Genomic DNA, 18,117 nt, shown 5'->3' on the forward strand with positions numbered 1-18,117 from the left:
CCCCCTGCCGCCAGAGCAGGGTCACAAAAAACGGTGCAGCACTTTAGGGGCCATGATGCGCAGGGCGTTGTCGCGCAGACGAAGGTGGCGCCAGATGTGAAATGCGGCATGGGCCAGCGCGATGCCTGCAAGAGCGTAGAATTCAATGCTGTGGATCAGCCCGACGAGGTCGTTGGCGCGCGGCATATCAAGGGGCACGGCAATCGGGACAATCCCACCGGCCCAAAGCTGCACGGTCGAGGTCACCCCGATCAGCAGCCCTGTGAGGGCGACGCCAAAGATACCCCAGATCAAGGTCTTATGCAGCACCGGATGCAGCCAACGGGCCCAGCCCCGAAGCTTGGGGCCGGGGCGCCCCAGCAGGCCGCGCCGCATGTAGGACACCCACCACAACAGGGCCGCGCTGACAAAGACCAAGCCCATGACCGAATGGAACCGCACCGCCGCAGGCCCGACCCGCGCCACATCCGCCGGCTGCACCAGCAGGAACCAGATAAACAGCGGCACCATGCCCCAATGCAAAAGCTTCATCAGGGTCCGACGGTGGGGCAGCAAGGGGCGACGGCGTGGGGTCATAGCCTAGACACGCGCGTTGCCCGTTCCAAGTTTCACAGAGCCTTACGCAGGCGGCGGCGGGGGCGGCAGCACGGTAAAGAGCTGCGCCAGCTCGGCCACATCGTCTGCTTTCAGCCAGCCATCCTGACCGGGGGTCCAGACATAGGTCTCGCGGGTCAACCCGCCATCCGTGGCCATGCGGCCCAATGCGGCCTTTGAAAACGGGCCCTTGGTCTGGCCGTTCTCTGCCAGATGCCAGACCTTTTCAGGTTGCGGCGGGGGCGGAGGCGTCTGTGCAGCGGGGGCCGCAGCCGCGGGGCGCGGGCCCCACGGGCCTGCCTGCGCGGCGGCAGCTTGGCCCATCTGCATGCCCAATCCGGCGCCCAGACCGGTCTGCATTGCTGCGCCCGCAGCGCCCTCGCGGCCCAATGCCTCTGCCGCCTGGAACTGCGTGAACTTGTTCAAATCCCCGATCACCCCCATCGACGACCGTTTGTCCATCACTTCCTCCACGGCGGGGGGGAGCGAGATGTTTTCGATATAAAGTTCGGGGATGGTCAGCCCGTATTCTGCAATGGTGGCCGAGATTTCGGTGCTCACCAGCTTGCCTAGTTCACGGGTGTTGGCGGCCATATCCATGACCGGAATATTAGACAGCGCGATGCTGCGCGAGAATTCCTGCACGATGATATTGCGGATCTGATAGCTGATCTCGTCCATGGTGAATTCACCATCGGTGCCCACGATTTCGGTCAGGAACCGCGCGGGGTCCGACACTTTGACAGAGTAGGTGCCATATGAACGCAGGCGCACGGGCCCGAACTCGGGGTCGCGCACGATGATCGGGTTCTTGGTGCCCCATTTCAGATCGTTGAAACGGGTGGTGTTGACGAAATAGATCTCGGATTTGAAGGGGCTTTTGAAGCCGTGATCCCAATGCTGCAGCGATGTCATGATCGGCATGTTGTTGGTTTCAAGCATATAAAGGCCGGGCGTGAACACATCCGCCAGCTGACCTTCGTGGACAAAGACCGCGGCTTGCCCTTCGCGGACCGTCAGCTTGGCCCCGTATTTGATCTCGTGGCCTTCGCGCTCGAACCGGGACACCATCGTGTCGCGGGTGTCGTCCGTCCAATGGATAACGTCGATGAATTGGCCAGAGAGAAAATCGAGAATACCCATGTCTTGGTCCTTTCGGGGGAGGTCAGTGGCGGGTTAAACGGGCCCGCCGATCAGTTCGAGCGCGATCTTGCGAGCCACGGGGGTCGCCTCTTCGGCGGTCATGCCGGCGTGCAAGCGCGGGTCATAGAGCATTTTCAGCAGCAGCTCGTCGTGACGGGTGAGCAGCGCGAACTCATCGTCATCGTTAAAGATCGACGGGCGCGCGGTGGGGCTGTCGTTGGCAAGGCCAAGGCCCTGCGCAAGTTCTTCATGGATACACGACAGCCGCATAAGCGAGGGGTTCTCGGCACGGATGACGGCGACGGCAGCGGTATAGGTGCTTGGGTCCGCGCCACCGGCATAGGCGGCGACGATGCAATAGGTATCGCGGCGCAGATCGCTGAGCGCGGCAAGGCTTTCGGCGGTCACACCGGGGATGCGTTCGGCGGCTTGGGCAAGGGCGGCGGGGCGGTCATCCTCGCCCGCGATGATCACCATAAAGTTCGGCTTGCCGCCCACGGTGATGGAATGCTGCGTCGTGGCGGCGAGGCGGGTGGCATAGTCGCGGATCGAGGCCGCATCGCGGTCACGTTCGGACGGCGGAACGCTGTCGCCAAAGACGACCTCCATCCGGACGGGGCGTTCCCAGCGGCGCATGGGGGTCTTGTCGCCCCGGCCGGTCAGGGTGGCGTTATATTCGTTGTAAAAAGCGATCTGTTCAAAGTTGCGCACCAGCATGTCGGCGGTAAAGGGCGTGTCCTGCCCGCCACCATCCCGGCGCAGCAATCCCTGGCTCAATTGGGCCTGCTGCACCTGGTTGAAATAGCTGCGCAGCTTGGCGCTTTTTTGCGACGTCGGCTTGGCCACCACGGGGGGCGGGGCCGGCGGCGTGTCGGGGCGCGCGATGGGTTTCAGCGTCGGTTCAACAGGGGGCTGCGGGGTGCAGGCGGCCAGCGCGACGACCACAGCCGCCGTGCCGATCCATCCTGTTCGCCCCAACCGTTGCCATACCATATCGCGCGCTCCAGGTTGTGATGGGGTTACGCCGCAGGGGACGCGGGCTTGGCCGCTTTGGCAGAGGCCAGCGTGTCGCGCAGATTGGCCTCCATCTCTTGCAGGTCTTTCTCGGCAGAGGCACGGCGCGCCTTGCCTTCGTCGGCGATCTGCAGCGATTCCTGAATGGTCCCGATCAGGTCGGCATTGGCTTGCTTGACGGCTTCGATGTCGAAGACGCCGCGTTCCGTCTCGGTCCGGATGACCTTGTTGCTTTCGCGCAGGTTCTGCGCGTTAGAGGTCAGCAGCTCGTTCGTCAGGTCATTGGCGTCACGCACGGCGGCGGCGGCTTCGACGCTGCGCTGGATGGTGACCGCCTGCGCCAGCTGGGTTTCCCACAGCGGCACGGTGTTCACGAGGGTCGAGTTGATCTTGGTCACCAGCGACTTGTCGTTCTCCTGCACCAAGCGGATCGAGGGGAGCGATTGCATCGTCACCTGACGGGTCAGTTTCAAGTCATGCACACGGCGTTCCAGATCGTCCCGTGCGGCGCGGATGTCGCGCAGTTCCTGTGCGACCATGACCTGATCCGCCTCTGGTGCGGCGTCGACCTCTGCCTGTTTGGCGGGGATTGTGGTCGCGTCCAACTCTGCCAGCTTGGCCTCGCCCGCGGCGATATAAAGCGCGAGCTCATCATAGAACTGCAGCGTCTTTTCGTACAGCATATCAAGGGATTTGATATCCTTGAGCAGGGTATGTTCATGAGTCAGCAGCTCGTCCGTGACGCGGTCGATCTGACCCTGTACCTTTTCGAACTTGGCGGTGAATTTGGCAAAGGGGGCCGCGCGGCCCAAAAGACGTTCCCACCAGCTGCGTTCACGGCGCACGTCCAGCTCGGACACGGAAAAACCGCGGATGGTTGTCACGATCGTGCGCAGGCTGTCACCGGCGGGGCCCACATCCTTGTTGCGCACGTCCTGCAACATCGCCTGACTGATCTCCTGCAGCTCGGCCTGTGCGCCGGACCCGAAACCGATGATCGACTGCGTGTCGCCCATGTCGATCTCTGCCATGCGGCTTTTTATCTCTGCCGATTGTGGCGCATCGGCTGTCTCAAGCGAGACGACGGCATCCGCAGGGGCGGGGTCGGGCAGGATCTGCGCGTTGACCTCTTCCACCAGCGCTACGGATTGGGTCGCTTTGTCACGAACGGTATCAGACATGTTTCAAGTATTCCTATGCTCTTGGGGCGGGGCGCGTCAGTCGATACGCACGCCTTCTCGGGAAAGCCGCTCGCGCAGCACGTCGATTTCGATGTTCAGGTCGGTCTTGTCTTCCAATAGCGATTTTTGGGTGCGCGCGGCAAAGTTTTTGTCCAGATCATCGAGCAAAGCCAGATAATCGGCGCGTGCCTGCGCATCGCCGGTGCTGGCGTAGATATCCGCAAACTTGATTGTCGCGTCACGCGCGCCCAGCAGATAGACCGACAGATATTTACGCGCACCGGTCAGATCACGCGGATCATCCTGCACGGTGCGGATCAGCGTGCGTGCGGTGTCCTGAAACTGCGCCAGCCGGTCGCGCGCCTTGCGATCGCCCGCGCGTGCAATGGCGGTGTTCATCGCGGCAAGGTGCTTTTCCGCCTCGTCCACGACACGGGCGACGCGGTCTTTCTGGAAGCTGTCCACGCCCTCCATCCCCTTGGATGTCAGCGGATCGATGCCAAAGGCCGACACATGCAGCCCCATCGCGGCCAGCGCATAAAGCACAGGGGCCGCCAGTCCGGGGTCATTCTTATAGGCTGCAAGCGCCACGCCGGCACCGGTCAGAAGGCTGGCGATGATCTTGCGCGGCAGGGCGGGACGTTCGGCAACCTTGCGCGCGGTATAAGCGGCTTCGGCTTTCAGCCCCTCGCGCAGCATCCATGCGGCACCGGTCAGCGTCGCCGCCGCCAGCAGCCCCAATGCAAGCCCCTGCGCCCCGTCGTTCAACGACATGAACACAAGCGGAATGGCGGGGATGAACAAGATTTTGGCCCGCCCGCTTGCGGGGTCGACCTCTATCCGTTTGGCACGGGTGCCCTGCGGGGGCGGCGTGCTGCCGTTCGTGTCATGATTGCTGTATTTACCGCCAAAGCGCTGCGCCATGGATCAAAGCCCCCCGAGCCAACCGGTAGAGACACCGAAGAGCAAGACGACAAGCGCGGCATAGGTGATTTTCTGAAACGGTGTCGGTGCCATGGGGCGATAAACCTCCTGTCCATGCGCTGGTGTCGATGCACGACGGCCCGCGTCCAGAATCCTTGCGATGATTGTCACCAAAACGGCGACAAACGCAACAATCAGCGCCAGCGTGGCGACAAAGACAAGCAATCGACCCATCGGACCTTCCTTTGCACGACATATAGTCGCAGTGCCCGCCACCCGCTAGGGTCACGCACGCAAAAGTAGCGGCCAAAGGGCCGTAAACCCACAGAAATCAGGGTTTACGGGTGGATTTTACGCGGGTGCCGAACTTGCGCGGCGCGGGGTCGGACGCGGGGCGTGCGGGCTTGGACTTGCCATAGCCGGGCTTGAGCTTGCCGGGGATGGTCTTGCCTGTCGCGGTCTTGTCACCGGGTTCCTTGGGCAGGCCGGGGCGACCGGGGCCCGGCTCTCCGGGTTTGCGGGGCTTGCGCTTGATGATGCGCGCGGGCTTTTTCTTGATCGCGGTGCCGGTGGTATCGGCAATCTCGAGGCCCAGCTGGTCACGGACCACCTTGCGCTTGAGTTCCTCGACCTCGCCGGTTTTCAGCTCGCCAAGCTGGAACGGGCCATAGCTGGTGCGGATCAGCCGGTTCACCGACAGGTTCACCGCTTCCATCGCGCGGCGGATCTCGCGGTTCTTGCCTTCGCGCAGCCCGACGGTCAGCCAGGCGTTCGCCCCTTGTTGCCGGTCCAGCGTGACCGTCATCGGCTGAAAATCCTCGCCATCCACGGTGATGCCCTTGCGCAGCGGTTCAAGCATATCGTCGGTGGGGCGGCCATTGACGCGCACGCGGTAGCGGCGCAGCCAGCCGTTCGAGGGCAGTTCGAGGCGGCGCTTGACCTCGCCATCATTGGTCAGCAGCAGCAACCCTTCGGAGTTGAGGTCAAGCCGACCGATGCTCATGACGCGGGGCATGTCTTCGGGCAGATCGTCAAAGATCGTGCCGCGGCCCTTTTCGTCGCGGTTGGTGGTGACCAGCCCCGTGGGCTTGTGGAACAGCCAGACGCGGGGTGGTTCGGGCTCGCCCACCGGTTTGCCGTCGACGGTGATCGCGTCCGAGGGCGTCACGTTCAACGCAGGCGAATCAATCTGCGCACCGTTGACGCGCACGCGACCGGCTTCGATCATGCGTTCGGCCTCGCGGCGGCTGGCGATGCCGGCACGGGACAGGACTTTGGCAATGCGGTCACCGGGAGGGGTGCCGGATTTCGGGGGCTGGGAGGGTGTATCTGCGCTCATACTTCAGCGCTTACCCTGTTTCCCGCGCTTGCGAAAGGGCGGCGTTTGCGGGCAAGAGAGGTGTATGAGCTTTACGTCCTATATGTCCCAAGCGCTGGAAGAGGCCCGCGCCGCCGCTGCCCGTGGTGAAGTGCCCGTGGGCGCGGTCATCGTGGCACCCGACGGACAGGTCGTCGCGCAGGCGGGCAACCGGACGCGCGAGCTGAACGATCCCACCGCTCATGCCGAGGTGCTGGCGATCCGCGCTGCCTGTGCGGCGGCGGGGTCCGAAAGGCTGGGCGGGCATGCGCTTTATGTGACGCTGGAACCCTGCGCCATGTGTGCCGCCGCGATCTCTGCCGCGCGGGTGGCACGCTTGTACTACGGCGCGTCAGACCCCAAGTCTGGCGGTGTGGCGCAGGGTGCGCGGGTGTTTTCCCACGCGCAATGTCACCACGCCCCCGACGTCTATGACGCCATCGCAGCGCCTGAAAGCGAAGATCTGCTAAAGGCGTTTTTTGCAGAGAAACGAAAAGGATAGACCCATATGGCCCAACGGGACGAGCTGAGCATTTTCGTGCGCGACGCCTTGGCCGCGGGCAAGTCACGGGCCGAGATCACATCCGCGCTGACCCATGCGGGCTGGCGCAGCGCCGAGGTGCAGGATGCGCTGAGCGGCTGGGACGAGATGCCGTTCTCTCCGCCCATTCCGCGGCCTGTGGCGACGGTGTCTGCGCGGGACTTCTTTACCTATGCGCTGACGTTCTGCGTCTTGATCCTTGGCGCGTTTAATCTGGTTGTCGTATTGCAGGCGCTGGTCGATGTGGTCTTTGCCACGGGCGACGGCGGCAGCGACCGGTCGATCCGCTGGGGTGTTGCGGTGTTGATCGTGACCGGACCGATGTATCTCTGGCTGACCTTGCGCGAGCGGCGGAAACTGGCGCGCGACCCTGCGCTGTACCGCTCTGCGATCCGCAAATGGATGATCTACATCGGCCTGCTTTTGGCGGCGCTGACGATGTTGGGGGATTCGATTGCCACCATCTATGCGCTGCTGACCGGTGACCTGACGGCGCAATTCGTGCTCAAGGCGCTGGTGGTGCTGGTCGTCGCCGGGGGCATCTTTGCCTATTATCTGCGCGATCTGCGCGAAGAAGCCCCGGCGTGAACAAGTTGCTGCTGATGTGCATGTCTGTGCTGGTTGGCGGTGCTATCATTGGCGGCCTGGTCGTGGTGGGTGGCCCGCAGCACGCACGGCTCGCCCAGCAGGACAGTCAGCGCCTCAGCGATCTGCGGACCTTGCACACGCATCTGATGTGCCTTGGTCACCCGCGCAAACCATTGCCGCAAGCGCTTGCGGATGACAGCTATTGTCCCGGAATGCGGCCCGGATTGCGCGATGTGCTGACCCAAGGCGACCCTGCAACGGGCGCGCCTTACGCCTATCACCGCGTCAGCGATACCGCGTTCGAGGTCTGCGCCACACTGGCGCTTGATCCGGCAGAGGCGCGCAAAGCTGCGTTTGATCAAGACACCATCGCCCTGCGCGCCAACGACACCCTTTGTTTCATCGGGGATCGCGCCGGTTTTGTGAACTAGGCCGTTCTACAGGCTGATAGGTTTAAGCACCTCGGGCTCGATCACATCCACGCCGGGCAAGCCGTCGATCAGTACCTGCGCCGATTGTTCAAGCGCGTCGAAGGTGCGGTAGTGGCAGGGGATGACGGTCTTGAAGTCAAAATACCGTTTCGCCGCATAGGCCGCACCGGCCATATCCATAGTGAAATGGCCGCCCGCGCTGAGGATGCCGATATCGGGTTTGTGGTAGTCGCCCATCCAATCCATATCCGCCATAATATCCGTATCGCCTGAGACATAGATCGTGCGGCCTTCGCCCTTGATCATAAAGCCGATCTCGGCCCCCATATAGACAGGCCCCGCGTCCCCATCGACGGAAGAGGAATGCGACGCAGGGACCATGGTTACATTGACCTTGCCGCAGCGGATGGTGCCGCCTTTGTTGAATCCGGTGGTGTTCTCCACGCCCTGCGCGCTGAAATAGCCCATCAGTTCGACCATGCCTGCAACCGGCGCTCCGGTTTTCTCGGCCACCATCTTGAGGTCCTGGGTGTGGTCGAAATGCCCGTGGGTCACCAGGATTTGCGTGACGCCTGCCAATGCGGCCTCGTGCTGCGCGTCGTCCAGCATCGGATTGCCGGTGAGCCAGGGGTCGATCAGCAGAATCTGATCCTCGATCTCGATGCGAAAGCTGCCGTGGCCTAGCCAGATGATATCCATTTGGGTCTCCCTTATTCCGTGTCTTTAGCGGACTGTAGCGCGTGATGCCGCTTTGGGGAGCCTCCGGCGGGAGTTTATTTGGCAAAATGAAGGATCAACCGGCGCGATTGCGGGTCAGAAGCGGCCCCCAGACTTGCGGGGGCGGGCAGGGGGCGATAAACGGCACCCAATCAGATGAAGGAGCGCCCATGTCCATTGACGAGTCCACAGCCGCGCGGGTGGCGAAACTGGCCCGCATCAAGGTCGAACCCGACGCCTTGCCCGCGCTGGCGCAAGAGTTCAACAATATCCTCGGCTTTGTCGAACAGTTGAACGAAGTCGATGTCGACGGGGTAGAGCCGATGACATCGGTCACGCCACAGGTGTTGAAAAAGCGCGAGGACGTGGTGCGCGATGGCGACCAACAGGCCAAGGTGCTGGCCAATGCGCCCGACGCGCGCGAAGGATTTTTTGCGGTTCCGAAGGTGGTTGAATAATGGCTGATCTGAATAAACTGGGCCTTGCCGATGCACGTGACGCGCTGCGCAAGGGGGATGTGACCTCGGCCGAGCTGACGGCGGCATGTCTGAGCGCGATCGAAGGCGCGGACGCGCTGAACGCTTTTGTGCACCACACCGGTGATCTGGCGATGGATCAGGCCAAGGCAGCCGATGCGCGGATCAAATCCGGCGATGCCCCTGCCATGTGTGGTCTGCCCATCGGCATCAAGGATCTTTTCTGTACCAAAGGGGTGCCGTCGCAAGCGGCGTCGCGCATTCTTGAAGGCTTCTTGCCCGAGTATGAAAGCACCGTATCGCAGAACCTGCTGGACAGCGGGGCCGTCATGTTGGGCAAGCTCAACATGGATGAATTCGCGATGGGATCGTCCAATGAAACCTCCGTGTATGGCAATGCCGTCAACCCGTGGCGGCGTTCGGGCGATGAGACAGCGCTGACACCCGGCGGATCTTCGGGTGGGTCGGCGGCGGCTGTGGCGGCGGATCTTTGTCTTGCGGCCACCGGCACCGATACCGGCGGCTCGATCCGCCAGCCTGCGGCCTTTACCGGCACCGTGGGGATCAAGCCGACCTACGGCCGCTGCTCCCGCTGGGGCGTCGTGGCCTTTGCCTCGTCGCTGGATCAGGCGGGCCCGATGACCAAGACCGTGCGCGATGCGGCGATTATGCTGGGAGCCATGGCGGGGTATGACCCCAAGGACAGCACCTCTGCCGAGCTGGCGGTTCCTGATTTCGAAGCCGCCTTGACCGGCGACATCCGTGGCAAAAAGATCGGCATCCCGCGGGAGTACCGCATCGACGGTATCCCTGCCGAGATCGACAAGCTGTGGCAGGACGGTATCGCCATGCTGCGCGACGCCGGGGCCGAGATCGTTGATATCTCTCTTCCGCATACGAAATACGCCTTGCCTGCCTATTACGTGATCGCACCGGCGGAAGCCTCGTCGAACCTCGCCCGCTATGACGGGGTGCGCTATGGTCACCGCGCCAAGCTGGACCACGGCGACGGCATCACCGAGATGTACGAAAAGACCCGCGCCGAAGGCTTCGGGGCCGAGGTGCAGCGCCGTGTCATGGTCGGTACCTATGTGCTAAGCGCGGGCTTCTACGACGCCTACTACAACCGGGCGCGCAAGGTCCGCACGTTGATCAAGAAAGACTTCGAAGACGCCTTTGCGGCCGGTATCGACAGCATCCTGACCCCGACCACGCCCTCGGCGGCCTTCGGTCTGGGCGAGATGACGGATACGGATCCTGTGGCGATGTATCTGAACGACGTCTTCACGGTTACCGTGAACCTCGCGGGGCTGCCCGGTATCGCATTGCCCACCGGCACCAGCGAGACCGGCCTACCGCTTGGCTTGCAGCTGATCGGCCGCCCATGGGAAGAGGCCGATCTGCTGTCTACCGCCTATGCGCTGGAGCAGGCGGCGGGCTTTGTAGCCAAGCCGCAGAAATGGTGGTAAACCCCCGCCTATAAACCAGAGCAGATAAAGCAGGTCCGATGATGATACGTTGTTCAATTGTTGCAGCCTTGGGGCTCGCCCTGGCGGCCTGCCAGCCCGCAATCCCCGACAGTGGACGGGGTGTCGGTTTTGACGGGTCGTTCGACGCCGCGCAATCCCAGCGGGATACAGCTTTGGCAGGCGGGGCGGTGGCAACGATGCCAGCACCCGCCACGGTGGACGCCACGCCGCTGGACGCTGTCGATGATGGCTCCGCTGCGGCGACGGCTGCGGAAACGGCACGCATCCTGGATGCCACGCGCCCCGGTGGGCTTGGCAATGATGCCGCGACCAATTCGGGTGTGGCCCCTGTGAACGCCAGCCCGTCCAACCCTGCGCCACCGGTGCTGGGGGCAGGGGGAATCTCGCAAGAGAACAACTTTGACGCCGTGGCTGATGAGCGCAGCATCGAAGGCGACGCGGCCCGCATCGCGGCCAACCGCGCGCAATACCGTGTGGTGCAACCCGAAGCCCTGCCGGACCGCGCCGATGCCGGGCCCAATATTGTGGCCTATGCTTTGCAGAACAATCACGCCGTCGGCACCCCGATCTACACCCGTCGGGGGTTCAACAAGCAGCGCAAATTCGCACGGGCCTGCGCCCAGTATTCGCACCCGGATCAGGCGCAGATCGCCTTCCTCAGTGCGGGCGGCCCTGAAAAGGACCGCTCCGGCATGGACCCTGACGGCGACGGATACGCCTGCAACTGGGACCCGAGCCCCTATCGCAAAGGCGTGCAGGGCTAGGCCCTATGGCAGACGCGCCTGACCGCTACCTTTCCCCGAACCATGGGCCGCGCCGCAACGGGCTGCGGCCCTCTTTGATCGTGCTCCACTATACCGCGATGGACAGTGCAGAAGCGGCCTGCGCGCGCCTTTGCGACCCTGCGGCCGAAGTCTCCGCCCATTATCTGATCACGGGCAAGGGCGAGACTGTACCACTTGTCCCGGAAGACCAGCGCGCCTGGCACGCCGGAGCGGGGGAGTGGCAGGGTCAGAATGACATCAACTCACGCTCTATCGGGATAGAGCTGGATAACCGCGGCAATCACCCCTTCTCCGAACCGCAGATGGTCACGCTCGAAACCCTGCTGCGCGGGATTATGGAGCGGTGGTCGATCCCGCCCGAAGGGATCATCGGCCATTCTGATATGGCCCCCGGACGCAAGATCGACCCCGGACCGCGATTCGACTGGCCACGTCTGGCGCGTCAGAACCTTGCCGGCAAAGGCCGTCAGTACGCGGAGAAAAACCGCGGATCCGACCCCACGCCGGCTGCCTTTATCGCGGCGGCACATGCGGCAGGCTACACCGCCACCGATGATATTGACCTCCTGCTGCACAGCACGCGTCTGCGGTATGCCCCCTGGCGCAAGGGGCCGCTCTGCGCCGCTGATATGACCCTCGGGCATGATCTCTAGCACCACACCGGTTTCCAAATGGTTAAAATCCTCGCCGAAGGCATCGCGGCGGGTGAAACTGATTGACCCCACCTGAAGTTAGGCGCTAGGCGTGCAGCGCGCGGAAGGCTGGATGGCCGCGGTCTTGGCAACAAGGTCGAGGAAAGTCCGGACTCCCAGAAGAAACGGTGCCGGGTAACGCCCGGGCGGGGTAACCCGACGGAAAGCGCCACAGAAAACAGACCGCCGCTTCGACGGGTCGGGCAACCGATACCACCGGGGAGGTAAGGGTGAAACGGTGCGGTAAGAGCGCACCGCGGAGGTGGTAACATCTCTGGCAAGGCAAGCCCCACCGGGAGCAATGCCAAATAGGGACCGCGCGCCGCGTCTGGCAACAGGCAAGGCGGGGCCACTTCTGCCCCAGCAGGTCCGGGTTGGCAGCTGTAGCTGTGCAGGCAACTGCATGGTCAGAGGAATGGTCATCCCCTGTCGCAAGGCGGGGACAAAATCCGGCTTATAGGCCTTCCGCGCATAATCATGGTCTTTATCCCTGTTCTTCGGGGGCTTGGTCCGGAAAACTTCAATTTTTCCGGTTCGTTTGGGCCATGGGCAGGAAATAGCGGTTGACTCAGGCGCAGGCGTGACTAGAACCCAAAACTCAGGATTTCACGAGCGGTCGATCAGCGGCCTGCTCGTCGTTGCAGGAGAACGACTATGGCGAAGCCAACCACGATCAAGATCCGTCTGAACTCGTCCGCGGGCACAGGCCATTTCTACGTAACCAAGAAAAACGCACGTACCATGACCGAGAAAATGGTCATCAAAAAGTACGACCCCGTTATTCGTAAGCACGTTGAATACAAAGAAGGCAAGATCAAGTAAGATCTTACCGTCGACGCGATATGAAGGCCGCGCCTCGTGCGCGGCCTTTTGCGTTTTTCTACCTCGGACATGGGAACAGCCCTGCTGTCGCGGCTAAGTACCGGATGTGATCGCAAGGAGACGGGCAATGCCCAAAGAAGGCCATTACATCAACCGGAGTAACTGGTTGCGCGCTGCTGTACTGGGGGCGAATGACGGGATTGTTTCCATCTCTAGCCTTCTGGTCGGCGTTACCTCGGCGGGGATGGCGACCGGAAATGTCGCCCTGACCGGTTTCGCCGGATTGACCGCTGGTGCGCTGTCCATGGCCGCGGGGGAGTATGTCTCTGTCTCGGCGCAGGCCGATGTGGAAGCCGCCGATCTGGAGCGTGAGCGTATCGCGCTGGAGGAAGACCCGGACTACGAGCTGGAAGAGCTTGCCGAAGGGTTGGAGAACCGCGGCGTCGATGCCGCGCTCGCCGTCAAGGTTGCCACCCAGATGACCGACCACGACGCTCTTGGTGCGCATGCGCGCGAAGAGCTCGGTATGTTTGGCCTGGCAGGGCAGGCGAATCCGCTGCAGGCCGCCGGGGCCTCAGCGCTCGCCTTCGCTCTGGGTGGGGCCTTTCCGTTGATTGCAGCACTTGTCGCCCCTGCCGGGTACGCTTTGATCGCGATTGCCGTGACCGCTGTGCTCGCTCTGGCGCTGCTTGGCGGGGGCGGTGCACGGCTTGGCGGTGCGCCCATGCGTTCGGCGATTATTCGTGCGGTGGTCTGGGGCGCGCTTGCGATGGCCGTGACCGCTGCGTTGGGGCAAGCCTTCCACGTTGCGGTTTAGCTTGGTCGGGGGTGAGCTGGTGCCTGAGCTGAGACCTTTGAAATCATCACTTCTGTGAGCATTTCGAGAGGAGGTTTGCTCCTCTGCGGGTGTGCTTTTCTGCGCGCCCGACTGGAAGACGTACAGTCGCAAGATCGTGTCGGCACGCTTGTTGAACCGAATGTTACTGAATGGACTGCTTAAGGGGGATCGCAGTTATACGGAAGCGTCGCGGGCAGATTAGGTAGTCGGGCCGACGGTCGTGATCCCGCCTAGGACAAAAGAAAGCGCCCACCGGACGGATGTCGATGGGCGCTCGATCTTAGGTATTTCCCCGCGTCGTGGGGCAGTCTGTTATTCGCGGTTGCCGAACAATTGCAGCAACATCATGAACATGTTGATGAAGTTCAGGTACAGGCTCAAAGCGCCCATGATACCGGACTTCTGCAGCCATTCTTGGTCACCGTGATGTGCATGTGCCAAGTAAGTGTTCTTGATGTTTTGCGTGTCATAGGCGGTGAGGCCAGCGAAAATCAGAACACCGATAGCCGATATCGCGAACACAAGGGCAGGGGAGGCGAGGAAGATGTTCACGATCGACGCAACAACCAAGCCAATGACGCCCATGATCAGGAAGCTACCCCAGCCAGAGATGTCCTTTTTCGTGGTGTAGCCCCACAGCGAGAGGCCCGCGAAAGCGATCGAGGTGATCAAGAAAATCTGGATGATGGAATAGCCCGTAAAGACCAGAAAGATCGAGCTGATCGAAACGCCCATGACGGCAGCGAAAACATAGAACAATGTCTGCGCAGTCGCGGCCGAGATTTTATTCATCGCGGCACCCAAGCCGAAGACAAACGCCAAAGGTGCAAACATCACAACCCATTTCAGCGGCGACATATACAGCGCAGAGCCGAAGGAAGTCAGGTACTTGTCCGTGCCAATCTGCGCAACCGCGCCGGAAGGATCGGTCGTCACGGCCAAGCCGGAAATGGCCCAAGCCGCTGCAAAGGTGATCAACATGCCAATCGACATGGTGCCATACACCTTATTCATATGGGTGCGCAGCCCTTCATCGATAGCGGCGGCGCGGGATCCGGCCGCAGACCGGATTGTGTTCACGTCGGCCATGAATATCCTCCAAATAATAGACGTGTTGCAAAGTCGGTTCTCCGACCTCGGTATTGGGTCAAATATCGGCACACACGTCTTTGTTTTCAAGAGCTTTCGCATCCAATTCTAGCGCAGTGGGCACTATTGGCGTTTTGCTTTGCCAAATGTGGCGCAACATAGGCATTTCTTCCGTCGGAACACGCAGCCTTTCGGTTGCTCATCTGCGTGTCCGTGATGAATGAGCTAAAGAACAGATATGAAGATTTGCCTAACGCGTTTGCGAATTTTGCGTCGCGGCGCTTTGCTGCGTCGTTCTCGCGGCTCTGAACGGTATTTTAAGGTTTAGACTGCAAGCCTTTTGCCCATGAAAAGGATGATTCTTCCCCGCGACGTGTACCATAGTGCCGTAACGTTTTTGTTATTTGCGCTAATTAGGCGGTATTTGGGTGCCGTGAGCAAAACATCGCGCACCCGCGCAGAATGTAGTGGCGAAGCTGAGGGACGGGGCTATCTTACTGACAAATATGGTATTATTGAGCGTGAGAGGAGCGGGTCTCAATGTGTTGGAAATGCTGACACACAGCATTGCGGCGAATTTATGGTGCTCGTCTCAGGTAAAAAGTTTTGCGAGTTCCCGAACGCTTGCTACGTTCAATTCGCGTATAAGGGGTATTTTTCTCGCAAAAACAACGCTTGATTAAGTGCTGGCGCTGATTGGAATGATAACTGAACGTATGTCCATTTTCATTTTATTTGCGCATAGTGAGTATATTTGCAAGTAGCACGTTTTGTCGGAAATGACCACGTGAATTGGTCACTTCCTCTCCACAAATACAAGCGTCGAAATTATGGGCGCTGAGTTAGAAAGAAGATCGTGATGCCTCATAAAGTAGATGTTCATGTTGGTCAGCGAATACGGCAGCGCCGTTGGCTGACAGGCATGACACAGCAGCGCTTAGCAGAACTTGTTGGCATAAAATTCCAGCAAATCCAAAAGTATGAAACCGGTGCAAACCGTGTCAGCGCGTCCAGACTTTGGGACATCGCCTTTGCCCTGAACGTGGACGTTTCGCATTTCTTTGAAGGTCTGGAAGCCGAAAAGCCGCAGCCCGAAAAGGCCTTGGACAATATCCCCGCCGATCTGAGCGGCGATAAAGAGGCGATGGATTTGATCCGCTCTTACTATGCGATCCCCGAAAACCAGCGTCGCCGCCTGTTCGAATTGGCGCGTGTCCTCAGTGATGTGGCTTAACCTTTAGCGGGAAGTGTTATCTTGCAAGGATCTGGCGAAAGTGTCAGATCGGTAGCTATGATACCAAATATGCACTCTGATCCCGATATGTTGCGTGTGGGCCATTTGCTGGCGGACGCCGCCCGTGCCGCGATACTTCCCCATTTTCGTCAAGCAGATCTGATTGCGGACAACAAATTCCAGTCCGGCTATGATCCCGTCACTGAAGCCGATCGTGCGGCCGAACGGGCCATGCGCGATATCTTGGCGCGCGAACGCCCCAACGACGCCATCCTGGGCGAAGAATATGGTATCGCGGAAGGGACCTCCGGGCTCACCTGGGTTTTGGACCCCATTGACGGCACGCGGGGTTTTGTCTCCGGCACGCCGACCTGGGGCGTGTTGATCGCGGTCAGCAATGCGGATGGGCCGTTTTTCGGGATCATCGACCAGCCCTATATTCGCGAGCGTTTTGTTGGGCACAGCGGCCAAGCAGAGGTGTCGGGCCCGTCTGGCGTTCATCCGCTGCGGACGCGTGGGGCGCGTGCACTGTCACAGGCGACCGTTTTCACTACTTTTCCAGAAGTCGGGACGACATCCGAAGGGGCCGCCTTTGCCGAGGTGGCGCGACACGCGCGTTTGGCGCGCTTTGGGATGGATTGCTATGCTTATGCTTTGGTGGCCTCGGGGCAGGTCGATCTGGTCATCGAAGCGGGCCTGCAACCCTATGATATTCAAGCACCAATCGCCCTTGTCCATGCCGCCGGTGGCATCGTTACCGACTGGGATGGCGGCCCCGCCCATCATGGGGGACGTGCCATCGCGGCGGCCAATGCCGATATTCACGCCGAAGCTTTAGAGTTTGTTAGGAATTGTCCGATATGACCGAACTGCTGATACGCAACGCTGATTATCTTTTGACGATGGATGAGACGCGGCGCGAATTGGTATCGGCTGATGTTTTGCTGCGCGATGGGGTTGTCGTGGCGGTGGGACAAAACCTGACAACTGAAGGGGAGGTGATAGAAGCATCAGGGTGCGTTGTGACGCCAGGGTTGGTGAACACCCATCACCACCTTTATCAAAGTCTGACGCGGGCGGTGCCGGGCGGGCAGGACGCGCTGCTGTTTGGCTGGCTTAAAACGCTTTATCCGATCTGGGCGCGGTTTACGCCGGATCACATGTATGTCTCGGCTCAGGTGGGGTTGGCAGAGCTTGCCTTGTCCGGCTGCACGTTAAGCTCGGACCACCTGTATATGTATCCGAACGGCAGCCGGTTGGAGGATACAATACACGCCGCGGCAGAGATCGGGATGCGGTTTCAGCCCACGCGCGGCGCGATGAGCATCGGGGAAAGCGACGGTGGGTTGCCACCTGATGCTTTGGTGGAACGCGAGGCTGCGATACTGGAAGATTGCATTCGTGTGATCGACGGTTGTCATGATCCATCGGCCTCTTCCATGTGTCGGGTTGGGATCGCGCCCTGTTCGCCCTTCTCGGTAAGTCGGGACCTGATGCGGGACGCAGCGCTGTTGGCGCGGGACAAAGGTGTGATGCTGCATACGCATCTTGCCGAGAACGACGAGGATATCGCCTATTCATTAGCGCAATTCGGCTGCCGTCCGGGTCAATATGCGCAGGATCTGGGCTGGGTCGGGCCCGATGTCTGGCATGCCCATTGCGTGAAGCTCGACCCGAGCGAGATCGCGTTATTCGCGCAGACCAAGACTGGCGTTGCACATTGCCCCTGTTCGAACTGCCGTTTGGGCTCGGGGATCGCGCCCCTTCGTGCGATGCGAGATGCCGGGGTTCCCGTAGGGCTTGGGGTCGATGGATCCGCAAGCAATGACGCCGGAAATCTTGTCGCAGAGGCACGGCAGGCGATGCTTTTGCAGCGCGTTGCTGGCGGGGCGGATGCGATGAGCGCACGCGAAGCGCTCGAGATTGCCACGCGCGGCGGTGCAGACATCCTGGGCCGCCCCGAATGCGGGCGGATCGAGGTGGGGGCGCGGGCAGACATCGCCGTCTGGGACGTGAGCGGGATTGAAAGCGCCGGGAGCTGGGATCCTGCGGCACTGTTGCTTGCGGGGCCGACAACAGTCCGCGATTTGCTTGTTGAAGGGCGCAGCGTCGTGCGGGATGGGCAGGTCGTGACCATAGATTTGCCCGCGCAGATCGCGCAACAAAACAAGCTCGCGCGGGCGCTGCGGGACGCGATATAA

Annotated in this window: 21 protein-coding genes and 1 other RNA gene; 13 read left to right on the forward strand and 9 right to left on the reverse strand. The window is 61.1% G+C overall.

The window, feature by feature from the left end:
- Nucleotides 1–21 precede the first annotated feature (21 nt).
- From AADW22_RS06310 to AADW22_RS06340, 7 genes are all read right to left on the reverse strand, one after another.
- Nucleotides 22–576, reverse strand: a complete 555-nt coding sequence (locus tag AADW22_RS06310) for a cytochrome b/b6 domain-containing protein (RefSeq protein ID WP_407474498.1) — start codon at nt 574–576, stop codon at nt 22–24.
- A 42-nt stretch (nt 577–618) separates the two neighbouring features.
- The gene (locus AADW22_RS06315; protein ID WP_005852267.1) at nt 619–1,737 is read right to left on the reverse strand and encodes an SPFH domain-containing protein; all 1,119 of its coding nucleotides are present in this window, start codon (nt 1,735–1,737) and stop codon (nt 619–621) included.
- A gap of 33 nt (nt 1,738–1,770) precedes the next feature.
- The gene (locus AADW22_RS06320) at nt 1,771–2,730 is read right to left on the reverse strand and encodes a DUF2927 domain-containing protein (protein WP_340270498.1); all 960 of its coding nucleotides are present in this window, start codon (nt 2,728–2,730) and stop codon (nt 1,771–1,773) included.
- 26 nt (nt 2,731–2,756) lie between these two features.
- The gene (locus AADW22_RS06325) at nt 2,757–3,932 is read right to left on the reverse strand and encodes a toxic anion resistance protein (RefSeq protein WP_407474499.1); all 1,176 of its coding nucleotides are present in this window, start codon (nt 3,930–3,932) and stop codon (nt 2,757–2,759) included.
- Nucleotides 3,933–3,968: 36 nt separating this feature from the next.
- Nucleotides 3,969–4,856 (reverse strand): 5-bromo-4-chloroindolyl phosphate hydrolysis family protein, encoded by an 888-nt coding sequence (locus tag AADW22_RS06330; protein ID WP_407474500.1) that lies wholly within the window; start codon nt 4,854–4,856, stop codon nt 3,969–3,971.
- Between the two features lie 3 nt (nt 4,857–4,859).
- Complete coding sequence (locus AADW22_RS06335) at nt 4,860–5,090, reverse strand: hypothetical protein (protein ID WP_005852271.1); 231 nt, start codon at nt 5,088–5,090, stop codon at nt 4,860–4,862.
- Between the two features lie 97 nt (nt 5,091–5,187).
- Nucleotides 5,188–6,195, reverse strand: a complete 1,008-nt coding sequence (locus AADW22_RS06340) for a pseudouridine synthase (protein ID WP_407474501.1) — start codon at nt 6,193–6,195, stop codon at nt 5,188–5,190.
- 64 nt (nt 6,196–6,259) lie between these two features.
- Here AADW22_RS06340 and AADW22_RS06345 point away from each other — a divergent pair, with 64 nt between their 5' ends.
- The 3 genes from AADW22_RS06345 to AADW22_RS06355 are packed head-to-tail and all read left to right on the forward strand — an operon-like array spanning nt 6,260 to nt 7,773.
- Nucleotides 6,260–6,715 (forward strand): nucleoside deaminase, encoded by a 456-nt coding sequence (locus AADW22_RS06345; RefSeq protein WP_278375645.1) that lies wholly within the window; start codon nt 6,260–6,262, stop codon nt 6,713–6,715.
- Nucleotides 6,716–6,721: 6 nt separating this feature from the next.
- Nucleotides 6,722–7,342: a DUF5671 domain-containing protein gene (locus AADW22_RS06350; protein ID WP_407474502.1), complete on the forward strand. Its 621-nt coding sequence runs from the start codon at nt 6,722–6,724 to the stop codon at nt 7,340–7,342.
- Entirely contained in the window at nt 7,339–7,773 is a 435-nt protein-coding gene (locus tag AADW22_RS06355) for a hypothetical protein (RefSeq protein WP_407474503.1), read from the forward strand. Before AADW22_RS06350 ends, AADW22_RS06355 begins: the two co-directional genes overlap by 4 nt.
- Before the next feature lie 6 nt (nt 7,774–7,779).
- Here the strand turns inward: AADW22_RS06355 and AADW22_RS06360 are convergent, their stop codons facing one another.
- Nucleotides 7,780–8,472 carry a metal-dependent hydrolase gene (locus AADW22_RS06360; protein ID WP_289091240.1) on the reverse strand — a complete coding sequence of 231 codons (693 nt, stop codon included), beginning with the start codon at nt 8,470–8,472 and terminating at the stop codon, nt 7,780–7,782.
- A 188-nt stretch (nt 8,473–8,660) separates the two neighbouring features.
- Between AADW22_RS06360 and gatC the strand changes: the two genes are divergently transcribed.
- The 7 genes from gatC (at nt 8,661) to AADW22_RS06395 (ending at nt 13,572) form a co-directional block, all read left to right on the forward strand.
- Entirely contained in the window at nt 8,661–8,948 is a 288-nt protein-coding gene (gene gatC / locus AADW22_RS06365; RefSeq protein WP_407474504.1) for an Asp-tRNA(Asn)/Glu-tRNA(Gln) amidotransferase subunit GatC, read from the forward strand.
- Entirely contained in the window at nt 8,948–10,435 is a 1,488-nt protein-coding gene (gene gatA, locus AADW22_RS06370) for an Asp-tRNA(Asn)/Glu-tRNA(Gln) amidotransferase subunit GatA (RefSeq protein ID WP_407474505.1), read from the forward strand. Before gatC ends, gatA begins: the two co-directional genes overlap by 1 nt.
- Before the next feature lie 38 nt (nt 10,436–10,473).
- Complete coding sequence (locus AADW22_RS06375; protein WP_074635520.1) at nt 10,474–11,220, forward strand: hypothetical protein; 747 nt, start codon at nt 10,474–10,476, stop codon at nt 11,218–11,220.
- 5 nt (nt 11,221–11,225) lie between these two features.
- Nucleotides 11,226–11,894 (forward strand): N-acetylmuramoyl-L-alanine amidase, encoded by a 669-nt coding sequence (locus AADW22_RS06380; protein ID WP_407474506.1) that lies wholly within the window; start codon nt 11,226–11,228, stop codon nt 11,892–11,894.
- Nucleotides 11,895–11,994: 100 nt separating this feature from the next.
- An RNA gene (rnpB, locus tag AADW22_RS06385) (RNase P RNA component class A) lies at nt 11,995–12,406 on the forward strand.
- 181 nt (nt 12,407–12,587) lie between these two features.
- Nucleotides 12,588–12,755, forward strand: a complete 168-nt coding sequence (gene rpmG, locus AADW22_RS06390) for a 50S ribosomal protein L33 (RefSeq protein ID WP_005852281.1) — start codon at nt 12,588–12,590, stop codon at nt 12,753–12,755.
- Nucleotides 12,756–12,882: 127 nt separating this feature from the next.
- Nucleotides 12,883–13,572: a VIT1/CCC1 transporter family protein gene (locus tag AADW22_RS06395; RefSeq protein WP_009826483.1), complete on the forward strand. Its 690-nt coding sequence runs from the start codon at nt 12,883–12,885 to the stop codon at nt 13,570–13,572.
- A 333-nt stretch (nt 13,573–13,905) separates the two neighbouring features.
- Here AADW22_RS06395 and AADW22_RS06400 read toward each other — a convergent pair whose 3' ends face one another.
- Nucleotides 13,906–14,682, reverse strand: coding sequence for a Bax inhibitor-1/YccA family protein (locus AADW22_RS06400; RefSeq protein ID WP_005852283.1), 777 nt, complete (start codon nt 14,680–14,682; stop codon nt 13,906–13,908).
- Between the two features lie 859 nt (nt 14,683–15,541).
- Between AADW22_RS06400 and AADW22_RS06405 the strand changes: the two genes are divergently transcribed.
- The 3 genes from AADW22_RS06405 (at nt 15,542) to AADW22_RS06415 (ending at nt 18,117) form a co-directional block, all read left to right on the forward strand.
- Complete coding sequence (locus AADW22_RS06405) at nt 15,542–15,916, forward strand: helix-turn-helix domain-containing protein (protein WP_005852284.1); 375 nt, start codon at nt 15,542–15,544, stop codon at nt 15,914–15,916.
- A gap of 69 nt (nt 15,917–15,985) precedes the next feature.
- The gene (gene hisN, locus AADW22_RS06410) at nt 15,986–16,780 is read left to right on the forward strand and encodes a histidinol-phosphatase (RefSeq protein ID WP_407474507.1); all 795 of its coding nucleotides are present in this window, start codon (nt 15,986–15,988) and stop codon (nt 16,778–16,780) included.
- Nucleotides 16,777–18,117, forward strand: coding sequence for an 8-oxoguanine deaminase (locus AADW22_RS06415; RefSeq protein WP_407474508.1), 1,341 nt, complete (start codon nt 16,777–16,779; stop codon nt 18,115–18,117). The genes hisN and AADW22_RS06415 overlap by 4 nt, the downstream gene beginning before the upstream one ends.

Origin of the sequence: Sulfitobacter sp. PM12, assembly GCF_045586035.1 — a bacterium.
Classification (GTDB): Bacteria; Pseudomonadota; Alphaproteobacteria; order Rhodobacterales; family Rhodobacteraceae; genus Sulfitobacter; species Sulfitobacter pontiacus.

Excerpts from the sequence above, each read along its gene's own strand:
- AADW22_RS06310 (WP_407474498.1), bottom strand. The coding sequence starts at position 576 with ATGACCCCACGCCGTCGCCCCTTGCTGCCCCACCGTCGGACCCTGATG.
- AADW22_RS06315 (WP_005852267.1), bottom strand. The coding sequence starts at position 1,737 with ATGGGTATTCTCGATTTTCTCTCTGGCCAATTCATCGACGTTATCCAT.
- AADW22_RS06320 (WP_340270498.1), bottom strand. The coding sequence starts at position 2,730 with ATGGTATGGCAACGGTTGGGGCGAACAGGATGGATCGGCACGGCGGCT.
- AADW22_RS06325 (WP_407474499.1), bottom strand. The coding sequence starts at position 3,932 with ATGTCTGATACCGTTCGTGACAAAGCGACCCAATCCGTAGCGCTGGTG.
- AADW22_RS06330 (WP_407474500.1), bottom strand. The coding sequence starts at position 4,856 with ATGGCGCAGCGCTTTGGCGGTAAATACAGCAATCATGACACGAACGGC.
- AADW22_RS06335 (WP_005852271.1), bottom strand. The coding sequence starts at position 5,090 with ATGGGTCGATTGCTTGTCTTTGTCGCCACGCTGGCGCTGATTGTTGCG.
- AADW22_RS06340 (WP_407474501.1), bottom strand. The coding sequence starts at position 6,195 with ATGAGCGCAGATACACCCTCCCAGCCCCCGAAATCCGGCACCCCTCCC.
- AADW22_RS06345 (WP_278375645.1), top strand. The coding sequence starts at position 6,260 with ATGAGCTTTACGTCCTATATGTCCCAAGCGCTGGAAGAGGCCCGCGCC.
- AADW22_RS06350 (WP_407474502.1), top strand. The coding sequence starts at position 6,722 with ATGGCCCAACGGGACGAGCTGAGCATTTTCGTGCGCGACGCCTTGGCC.
- AADW22_RS06360 (WP_289091240.1), bottom strand. The coding sequence starts at position 8,472 with ATGGATATCATCTGGCTAGGCCACGGCAGCTTTCGCATCGAGATCGAG.
- gatC (WP_407474504.1), top strand. The coding sequence starts at position 8,661 with ATGTCCATTGACGAGTCCACAGCCGCGCGGGTGGCGAAACTGGCCCGC.
- gatA (WP_407474505.1), top strand. The coding sequence starts at position 8,948 with ATGGCTGATCTGAATAAACTGGGCCTTGCCGATGCACGTGACGCGCTG.
- AADW22_RS06375 (WP_074635520.1), top strand. The coding sequence starts at position 10,474 with ATGATGATACGTTGTTCAATTGTTGCAGCCTTGGGGCTCGCCCTGGCG.
- AADW22_RS06380 (WP_407474506.1), top strand. The coding sequence starts at position 11,226 with ATGGCAGACGCGCCTGACCGCTACCTTTCCCCGAACCATGGGCCGCGC.
- rpmG (WP_005852281.1), top strand. The coding sequence starts at position 12,588 with ATGGCGAAGCCAACCACGATCAAGATCCGTCTGAACTCGTCCGCGGGC.
- AADW22_RS06395 (WP_009826483.1), top strand. The coding sequence starts at position 12,883 with ATGCCCAAAGAAGGCCATTACATCAACCGGAGTAACTGGTTGCGCGCT.
- AADW22_RS06400 (WP_005852283.1), bottom strand. The coding sequence starts at position 14,682 with ATGGCCGACGTGAACACAATCCGGTCTGCGGCCGGATCCCGCGCCGCC.
- AADW22_RS06405 (WP_005852284.1), top strand. The coding sequence starts at position 15,542 with ATGCCTCATAAAGTAGATGTTCATGTTGGTCAGCGAATACGGCAGCGC.
- hisN (WP_407474507.1), top strand. The coding sequence starts at position 15,986 with ATGCACTCTGATCCCGATATGTTGCGTGTGGGCCATTTGCTGGCGGAC.
- AADW22_RS06415 (WP_407474508.1), top strand. The coding sequence starts at position 16,777 with ATGACCGAACTGCTGATACGCAACGCTGATTATCTTTTGACGATGGAT.